The following is a 6,144-nucleotide window of genomic DNA, read 5'->3' as shown; positions in this document are numbered from 1 at the left end:
CCCCTTAATCAGGGTGGGCTGAATGTAGTAACCATTATCCAGTTCTGCCGCAATACTGGCGCGCTCTCCGCCGGTCAGGATCTGCCCCCCCTCTTCGCGGGCAATCTTAATGTACGACAGGATCTTATCGAATTGCTGGCGTGACGCCTGCGCCCCGATCATGGTGTCGGTGTCAAAGGGATCGCCGCGGCGAATCTCGGCCACCTTCGCCATAACCCGCGCCATAAATGGCTCGTAGATGGATTCATGGATCAGGGCACGCGATGGGCAGGTACAGACTTCGCCCTGGTTGAAGAAGCCCAGCACCAGCCCCTCAACCGCCTTCTCGATAAACTCTTCTTCTCCGTCCATCACATCGGCAAAATAGATATTTGGCGACTTGCCGCCCAGCTCAACGGTGGCGGGGATAATGTTCTCCGCTGCGCAGGCCAGAATATGCCGTCCGACAGGCGTGGAACCGGTAAAGGCGATTTTGGCAATACGCTTGCTGGTTGCCAGCGCTTCACCGGCCTCTTTGCCGAAGCCCTGCACCACGTTCAGGACGCCCGGCGGTAAGAGGTCGCCAATAATTTCCAGCAGTAGCGTGATGCTCAGCGGCGTCTGCTCTGCCGGCTTGAGCACCACGCAGTTCCCCGCCGCCAATGCTGGCGCCAGCTTCCACGCCGCCATCAGCAGCGGAAAGTTCCACGGAATAATTTGCCCGACCACGCCCAGCGGTTCATGGAAGTGATAAGCCACGGTGGTTTCATCAATCTCCGCCGTACTCCCCTCCTGCGCCCGCAGACAGCCGGCAAAATAGCGGAAGTGATCGGCCGCCAACGGCAAATCGGCGTTCAGCGTTTCGCGTACCGGTTTACCATTGTCCCAGCTTTCAGCAACCGCTAGATATTCCAGGTTCTCCTGAATCCGGTCGGCGACCTGTAGCAACAGGTTGGAACGATGCTGTACCGATGTTTTCCCCCAGGCTTCTGCGGCGCGGTGCGCGGCATCAAGAGCAAAGTCGATATCTTTGGCATCGGAGCGGGGAAATTGTGCAATGTCACTCCCGTCCACGGGGGAGGTGTTCATAAAGTATTCGCCGCCGAGTGGTTCGACAAATTGGCCGTCAATATAGTTACCGTATGCGGACTTGAATGAAACTAAGGCGCCCGGGGTGCCAGGATGTGCATAACGCATTGCAATCTCCTTCTGTAGGGTTGAGGCGCAGCGGCGTATTGGTTTTTTGCTGTTGCCTGCTGCACAGAAGCTTATGCAGAGGTTATGCCAAATTTATCGCAGGAATAAATATTCAAATAATTCAAATTGTTAAGATATAATCCTGTGTCGCATGGGGACATAATTTTGCTTATGTGTCGCAAATCGCAACACATGAGAAACTATAAAGCTACAATATTGCAACATTACCCATCCGACCATGAGGTGCTCCGTGCAAGGCAATTCGTTTACCCTCGATCCCGAGGTAAAAACCAGCCCGTTGCTCAGCGATTCCTGGTTTCGTAGTCAGCAGTACGGCCTGGATCCGGCGACAGACGATTTCCCGCGCCTGGGCTCCGGCGAGCTGGCGGATGCGCTGGCCAGCCATGCCCGGTTACAGCAACTGACCCAGCCGGTGGTGAACACCCTGTCGCGTAAAGTGAACGATCTCCAGTCGGTGGTCATCCTCTCTGACGCCAGCGGTCTGGTACTGCAAACCTTCGGCAACATGCACGCGATGCAGAAAGCGCAAAGCTTCGCGCTGGCTCCCGGAAACCTGTGGAGCGAGAGTGGGCGCGGCACCAACGCCATCGGTACCGCGCTGGCTATTGACGACAGCTGCGAAATCGATGGCCGCCAGCACTTCCTTACCCGCAATCAGGATCTTTATTGCGCCGCGATGCCGGTGCAGAGTCCGGACGGAAAAATTGCCGGCGTGCTGGATATTTCCGGCCCGGCCCACTTCCCCCACCCCCACACGCTGACGTGGGTCAAAGAAGCCGCCAAGCAGATTGAATATCTGTGGGTAAAACAGAGTCTCCATCCGCAGCAGTGGCTGATGAGCCTGCACCTTCAACCCCACAAACTCGACAGCGTTGAAGAGTTGCTGCTGGTCTTTTCCGATAACGTGCTGACCGCCGGAAACCGCCTGGCGATGCGCGATCTGGGTCTGGATAGTGGACAACTCGGCCACATCACCTTTCAGCAGCTGTTTCCTCAGCTGACGCAAACGGCGGTGAATGTTCCGTTGCCGCTGACTCTCCAGCGACAAACCTATTACTACCGTTTACGCGCGCCAACCCGTACCCACGTTGCAGTACCGGCTCCAGCACCGGCGCCGACGCTGCCGGCCATCGAACTGCCTTTCACCAGTCAGCGTGAGGGGGAGAAGATGGTGCGTTTGCTGAATGCCGGCATTGCCCTGTGTATCGAGGGCGAAACCGGATGCGGCAAAGAGTTTGTCAGCCGCACGCTTCACCAGCACAGCCGTTGGCGTCACGGTAAATTTGTGGCAATCAACTGCGCGGCGATTCCCGAATCGCTGATTGAATCTGAGCTGTTTGGCTACCAGCCTGGCGCTTTTACCGGCGCCAGTAAGAATGGCTATATTGGTAAAATTCGCGAGGCGGACGGCGGCGTGCTGTTTCTCGATGAGATTGGCGATATGCCGATGCTGCTTCAGACCCGACTGCTGCGGGTGCTACAGGAAAAAGAGGTTACGCCCCTCGGCGCCAGCCAGAGCGCCCCGGTCAGCTTTGCGCTTATTTGCGCCACCCACCGTAACCTGATGCAACATGTTGCCGACGGTACGTTTCGCGAGGATCTGCTCTATCGCCTGCGCGAGTTCGCCCTCACCATTCCGCCGCTGCGCGAATGGCCACGGCTGCCGACGTTTCTTCAGCAGCTCTGGCAAACCCTCGGTGCCGAAGCGCGCCAGGTACGGCTCTCGCCCGCGCTCCTGACACACCTCTCCACCCTTCCCTGGCCAGGCAACGTGCGCCAGCTACAAAGCCTGATGAAGGTGCTGCTGGCGCTGGCTGACGAAGGGGAGCAGCTGGAAGTGGAGGATTTACCGGCCGAGTACCAGTCAGCCCCGGTTCCGGCTCCGTCGCGCGGGTTGCAGCAGCACGATGCGCAGTTGATTGCCGACACGCTGTCGACATATAACGGTAACGTCAGTAAAGCGGCGCAGGCCCTGGGAATCGCACGCAGCACACTCTACCGGCGCGCCGCGCGGACAAGAAACTAAACGATCGCTACGGCGTAAAGCGGACCGGCAGCCAGGAAAACATGCGCTGGCTGATGGCTTCGCAAATCCGCACCATTGCCAGCCCAAAGGCCTGCCAGACCCCTTTGCTCAGCCAAACGGCCACCGCCGCGACCGCCGCTGCGCCCACCATATCCAGCGGGAAATGGACCCCGAGGAAAATACGTGACCAGGCCACCGGTAACGATGCGAGCAGGACAAACAGCCCCAGGCTGCGTAAATGCAGCGAAAGCAGCGCAAATGCCGCGCTGAACATCACCACACCATGATCGCTGGGGAAGCCGTTATCCGCCGGATGGCTGATCCAGGTATGGCCCAGCGGCACCATAAACGGCCGGGGGTGGAACCACAGCGAACCGCAGAGATAGCCTAGTGCAAGCGCCATCAGAATATTCAGCGTGCAAAACAGCGCCTCCCTGTGTCCCTGGCGACCGCCTAAAAACCACAGACCGAGCACAATAGCCGGAACGATAAAGATAATTCCGCTTGCGCAAAAGCTGGCCAGCGCCAGAAGGATATCCGACGTCCCCGGCTGAGCATTCAGTGCCAGAAAAACGCTTTGGTTAACCGTTTCGAGTCTGTTCATTGCGAGGGTCCATGCCAGTCATATTACTGTCATTATCGCGATTCTCTCTTAAGTTACGCTTAACCCCGTGCCGAAGAGATAACCTGCTTTATTGATGAGCCCCGGTCTGGCGGATCGCCTGCGGCAATCCGGCGAGCCGCGCATCAATGATGGCCCGAATTTTCTGCGCTACCGGCAACGGCATTTTCTGCTCTGGCGCCGCACCGTTTTTTATTTTAGAATTATCTAAATTTAGAAAAGACTAAAATACATGAATACACCAGAACAACTGCAGTCCAGCGCCGGAGAAGCCGCCGCCTTGTTGAAAGCCATGAGCAATCCGAACCGGCTGCTGATTCTGTGCATGCTGTGCGAAACGCCGCGCGCCAGCGCAGGCGAACTGGCGCGGATCACCGGTTTGAGTCCTTCTGCCACCTCGCAGCATCTGGCGCGCATGCGCGATGAAGGCCTGCTCAGCAGTGAGCGCGAAGCGCAACGTATCCACTACTTCATCGCCCACCCTGCGGTTCAGCAAATCATCAGCACACTGAAGACCATTTATTGCCCATAAGGAGCCGTCATGACTATCGCCACCCTTTCTCCTGAAGAGGCCCGGGCGCAAATCGCTCAGGGGGCCAGATTAATCGATATTCGCGATGCCGATGAATACGCCCGCGAGCATATCCCCGATGCCGAGTTGGTGCCGCTGTCAGCCCTGAACAACGGCGCAACGCTGCATACAACAGCGGATGAAACGGTGATTTTTCATTGTCAGGCGGGATCGCGTACACAAAATAATGCCATTCGTCTGCTGGCAGCGGCAGCTCCGGCGCAGGTCAAACTGCTGGCCGGCGGTATTCAGGCCTGGAAAGCTGCGGGGTTACCCGTCAACGAGGATAAAACACAGGCGCTGCCGTTAATGCGTCAGGTGCAAATCGCCGCAGGCGTACTCATTCTGTTGGGTGTGGTGCTGGGCTATGGCGTCAGTAGCGGCTTTTTCCTGCTCAGCGCTTTCGTCGGCGCCGGCTTAACCTTCGCCGGTATCACCGGTTTTTGCGGAATGGCGCGCCTGTTGGCCGCCATGCCCTGGAACCGATGCTGACGCCTGAGGCTTCTGGCTTGTTGTATGCTGATATTCAGTTGCGCTAAAGTGAAAACGAACAGCGGCATTTATCCATGCCAGAGGAGAAAAACAATGTATTCAGTAGGTGATCTGGTTCAGCCCCGTATGGGCGGACCAAAACTCAAGATTGTGGCCGTCGGTGAAGATCATATTGTCGCCGTGCAGGCCAGTAATGAACAGGGTGAGAAATATACGCTGAAGCCCACCGACGTCACACCTTATAAAGAAGAAGGTGATTTTGGCGTTTGCTAATACCCTCGGTGGGATTCCCCACCGGTCTTCTTTCGCTATCCGACAGCAGCCTTAGCCCCTGCCGAATATCATTTTCGCTTACGCTTAAATCAGAAAGCTTTCCAGCGTCGCACCGGCCTCAATCGCACGGGCGATCGGCTTCGGCATACGCCCCTGGCCGGTCCAGATTTTTTGCGCACCGGAAAAATCGGTAAACCGGTATTTTGCCGGTCGTGGCAGGCGTTTTTTCGCCGCCGTCGATGGTTCTGAATTCTGCGAGACCAGCTCATCTGGCGTAATACCGTCGGCAATCATCAATTCCAGCCAGGTATTAATTTTTTCCTGGTATTCAGCTTGCTGTTGCAGGGTAGACTGCAGCTCTGACCGTTTTTCTTCAGTAACGACCCTGAGTTTTTCCAGCATGTCTTCCAGTACGTCAATGGAGAATTCACGCGACATTGCCCGCAGCGAGCGGATATTATTCAACTTTTGTAACATTAAAGACATAAACGATTAAACAACCCTAAATTGTATATAAGATAATACTAGTGAGATACTCTAATATATTCATTGAGTTATTACCACTTTAAATGGCATTGGATAAATATATTCAGACCGCGAGGTTAATCTTTTATTTAAAATAGCCCCGACAGGTATCCAATTAAGACCGTGAATTAATTTACAGCTAATTTGAATAAGATAAAAAGCCGCAAAATTATCTCAAGTCTGCATATTACCTGCATGGTCAACAGGTTAGCGGAATTTGCCTGACAAAGTCATGATACCACAACAGCCCATCAGTGAATGTACATGCATGAAAACCGAATATACATCAAAGATAAAAACAGAATAAAACGCTATTTATATAGCCTTTATGGCATAAATTATTCTAAATGTAGCAATAATCACGCTGAAACGTGATTTCAGACGGTAGTCGGCACAATCGTGGCTTCGCGCGCACCAGCCCATCTCCGCACAAAAAAA

7 protein-coding genes are annotated in these 6,144 nt (G+C 55.0%); 4 read left to right on the top strand and 3 right to left on the bottom strand.

Annotation, left to right across the window (positions count from 1 at the left end; translation table 11 throughout):
- The coding region (locus ACZAHD_RS20895; protein WP_462458462.1) for an aldehyde dehydrogenase family protein at positions 1 to 1,176 on the bottom strand (1,176 nt) is incomplete at its 3' end.
- Between the two features lie 250 nt (positions 1,177 to 1,426).
- Between ACZAHD_RS20895 and ACZAHD_RS20890 the strand changes: the two genes are divergently transcribed.
- Positions 1,427 to 3,223: a sigma-54-dependent Fis family transcriptional regulator gene (locus tag ACZAHD_RS20890; RefSeq protein ID WP_462458461.1), complete on the top strand. Its 1,797-nt coding sequence runs from the start codon at positions 1,427 to 1,429 to the stop codon at positions 3,221 to 3,223.
- Between the two features lie 7 nt (positions 3,224 to 3,230).
- Here the strand turns inward: ACZAHD_RS20890 and ACZAHD_RS20885 are convergent, their stop codons facing one another.
- Positions 3,231 to 3,827, bottom strand: a complete 597-nt coding sequence (locus ACZAHD_RS20885; protein WP_462458460.1) for an undecaprenyl-diphosphatase — start codon at positions 3,825 to 3,827, stop codon at positions 3,231 to 3,233.
- Positions 3,828 to 4,077: 250 nt separating this feature from the next.
- Between ACZAHD_RS20885 and ACZAHD_RS20880 the strand changes: the two genes are divergently transcribed.
- The 3 genes from ACZAHD_RS20880 (at position 4,078) to ACZAHD_RS20870 (ending at position 5,181) form a co-directional block, all read left to right on the top strand.
- The gene (locus tag ACZAHD_RS20880) at positions 4,078 to 4,377 is read left to right on the top strand and encodes an ArsR/SmtB family transcription factor (protein ID WP_462458459.1); all 300 of its coding nucleotides are present in this window, start codon (positions 4,078 to 4,080) and stop codon (positions 4,375 to 4,377) included.
- Positions 4,378 to 4,386: 9 nt separating this feature from the next.
- Entirely contained in the window at positions 4,387 to 4,908 is a 522-nt protein-coding gene (locus tag ACZAHD_RS20875) for a rhodanese family protein (protein WP_462458458.1), read from the top strand.
- A gap of 93 nt (positions 4,909 to 5,001) precedes the next feature.
- Positions 5,002 to 5,181 carry a hypothetical protein gene (locus ACZAHD_RS20870; RefSeq protein ID WP_462458457.1) on the top strand — a complete coding sequence of 60 codons (180 nt, stop codon included), beginning with the start codon at positions 5,002 to 5,004 and terminating at the stop codon, positions 5,179 to 5,181.
- Between the two features lie 84 nt (positions 5,182 to 5,265).
- Here ACZAHD_RS20870 and stpA read toward each other — a convergent pair whose 3' ends face one another.
- On the bottom strand, positions 5,266 to 5,667 hold the full coding sequence (gene stpA, locus ACZAHD_RS20865; RefSeq protein ID WP_462458456.1) for a DNA-binding protein StpA: 402 nt from the start codon (positions 5,665 to 5,667) through the stop codon (positions 5,266 to 5,268).
- Between the last annotated feature and the right edge of the window lie 477 nt (positions 5,668 to 6,144).

Source organism: Raoultella sp., from assembly GCF_039594335.1.
In the GTDB taxonomy this organism is placed as follows: domain Bacteria; phylum Pseudomonadota; class Gammaproteobacteria; order Enterobacterales; family Enterobacteriaceae; genus Klebsiella.
This window is presented reverse-complemented; position numbering and strand designations above follow the sequence as displayed.

Excerpts from the sequence above, each read along its gene's own strand:
- ACZAHD_RS20875 (WP_462458458.1), top strand. The coding sequence starts at position 4,387 with ATGACTATCGCCACCCTTTCTCCTGAAGAGGCCCGGGCGCAAATCGCT.
- stpA (WP_462458456.1), bottom strand. The coding sequence starts at position 5,667 with ATGTCTTTAATGTTACAAAAGTTGAATAATATCCGCTCGCTGCGGGCA.
- ACZAHD_RS20870 (WP_462458457.1), top strand. The coding sequence starts at position 5,002 with ATGTATTCAGTAGGTGATCTGGTTCAGCCCCGTATGGGCGGACCAAAA.
- ACZAHD_RS20885 (WP_462458460.1), bottom strand. The coding sequence starts at position 3,827 with ATGAACAGACTCGAAACGGTTAACCAAAGCGTTTTTCTGGCACTGAAT.
- ACZAHD_RS20880 (WP_462458459.1), top strand. The coding sequence starts at position 4,078 with ATGAATACACCAGAACAACTGCAGTCCAGCGCCGGAGAAGCCGCCGCC.